Genomic DNA, 1934 nt, shown 5'->3' on the forward strand with positions numbered 1-1934 from the left:
TGGGAAGCTGCTGTTCCTTGTGCTTTTGGAGCAGGCCAGGCGATTACTGAATGCATTCGAATCAAAGTTGGCTTTGATGTTTCTCTCTTTGCAGCAATCATGGCGGCATCAAGTCCGATCACATCGACACTTCCATTTGCAGCAGTTGCTACATCTATTACATGCCATCCATAAGCGCGGTATCTAGCGGCAACATCTTCTGTGAATGTAGTATGAGTATCGCCTTCGATGGAAATTCTGTTGTCATCATAAATAATGTTTAAGTTGCCAAGTTCTTGGGTACCGGCCAAGGAAGAAGCTTCAGCGCTAACACCTTCTTGGAGATCACCATCAGAGCAAATAACCCAAATAGAGTGATCAAAGAGTGAAGAATTCGCTGGTGCTGTGGGATCGAGTAATCCGCGCTCATAACGAGCAGCCATTGCCATACCGACTGCAGTTGCAACACCTTGCCCCAATGGACCAGTTGTCATTTCTACACCTGCAGTGTGACCGTATTCAGGATGACCCGGAGTCAATGATCCCCATGTTCTAAAGCTTTGAAGATCTTTCATTTCAAGGCCGTAACCACTTAAAAAGAGTTGCACGTAGAGGGTTAGCGATGAGTGACCGCACGAGAGAATGAATCTGTCGCGACCTAGCCACTGTGGATCGGACGGATCATGAATGAGGTGGCGTTGGAATAGTGAGTATGCGACAGGTGCCAGGGACATCGCAGTACCTGGGTGACCATTACCAACTTTTTGAACTGCATCAGCAGATAGTGCCCGTGCATAGGCAACAGCACGATCATCTAATTCAGTCCAACCGGTTAGTGCGCTCATCTCTTATCCATTCTGTGTGATTACTGACAGTCGGATTCGCCACGCTGCGATCCATATCAAAGTCGCTCCTAGCAGGTGAGCAGCTACCAAAATTTCAGGAATGCCGGTGAAGTATTGAATATAGCCAATTCCACCTTGGGCAAGGGCAATCACTGCAAATACTTTGATTGCCTTTTTGGTTGGAGCGTTAGTTCCTTGAGCAACATAAAAAGCAAATGTGACTCCGAGCAGAAAGATGACGACATCGGCATGCAACCAGGCAACTGTGCGAATATCAAAGCTAAAACGTTGTGCTTGTGCATCTCCGGCATGTGGACCTGATCCGGTCACTATTGTTCCCAAAATAATTACAACAAAAGAGGTGACAACGTGCACCAAGGAAATCTTTGAAGTAAGAGATGTGGGCTTCACAAAAACAACCGGTGTATATCTTCGGGAGTACAACGAGGTGGCACCAGCTATGAGGATGATTGACAGCAGTAGATGTCCAGCAACAGGGATAGGGTTCAAATCAGTCAACACAGTGATTCCACCAAGAATTCCTTGACCAAAGATTCCCAGGAATTGTCCTACTGCTAATAGGCGTAGATCTTTTCTCTTGCTTTTTAGAACTGCGATGATTACTGCAATAGATGCAATGACTAATATAAAAGTGAGTAATCGATTTCCAAACTCAATCCAAACATTGAGTTGAGGTTCGGCTTGATAGGGGACCGGGGTGTATGAACCGGGTGTGCACTCGGGCCAGGTGGGACATCCCAATCCAGAACCTGTTAGCCGAACAGCTCCGCCGGTTACAACAAGGGCGGCCTGCAAGAAAAGCAGCAATCCTGTGGCCGGGGCCAAAATCTTGGTGGCTAGATCTGTGGTTTTGGACATGGCCTAAGCCTATGACTCTTCGGCCACGCGGGGCTCTCGAGTGGCTCTCTGTGTCGAATTACGACACAATAGTGTTGTGAAAATGACCGGAGCCAACCCAGCGGGAGATGATGCTCGTACCCGTGACCTTGTGGCCCGCTCAATTCTAGAAAATGGACCATCAACCGCTGCCGTTCTAGGTGAGCGCTTAGGGCTAACCGCCGCAGGAATTAGACGACACCTTGATCTTTT

The 1934-nt window shown here is 47.9% G+C and carries 2 protein-coding genes; both read right to left on the reverse strand.

Annotated elements, in window-relative coordinates:
• Positions 1-824, reverse strand: an 824-nt coding sequence (locus tag AC9UEY_RS04070; protein WP_509538128.1) for a thiamine pyrophosphate-binding protein, incomplete at its 3' end; no start/stop codon positions are given.
• A gap of 3 nt (positions 825-827) precedes the next feature.
• A complete protein-coding gene (locus AC9UEY_RS04075) occupies positions 828-1703 on the reverse strand; it encodes a COX15/CtaA family protein (RefSeq protein WP_509538131.1) in 876 nt (291 codons plus the stop codon).
• Positions 1704-1934: the final 231 nt, after the last annotated feature.

Source organism: Candidatus Planktophila sp., assembly GCF_040402275.1.
Taxonomy (GTDB): Bacteria; Actinomycetota; Actinomycetes; order Nanopelagicales; family Nanopelagicaceae; genus Planktophila.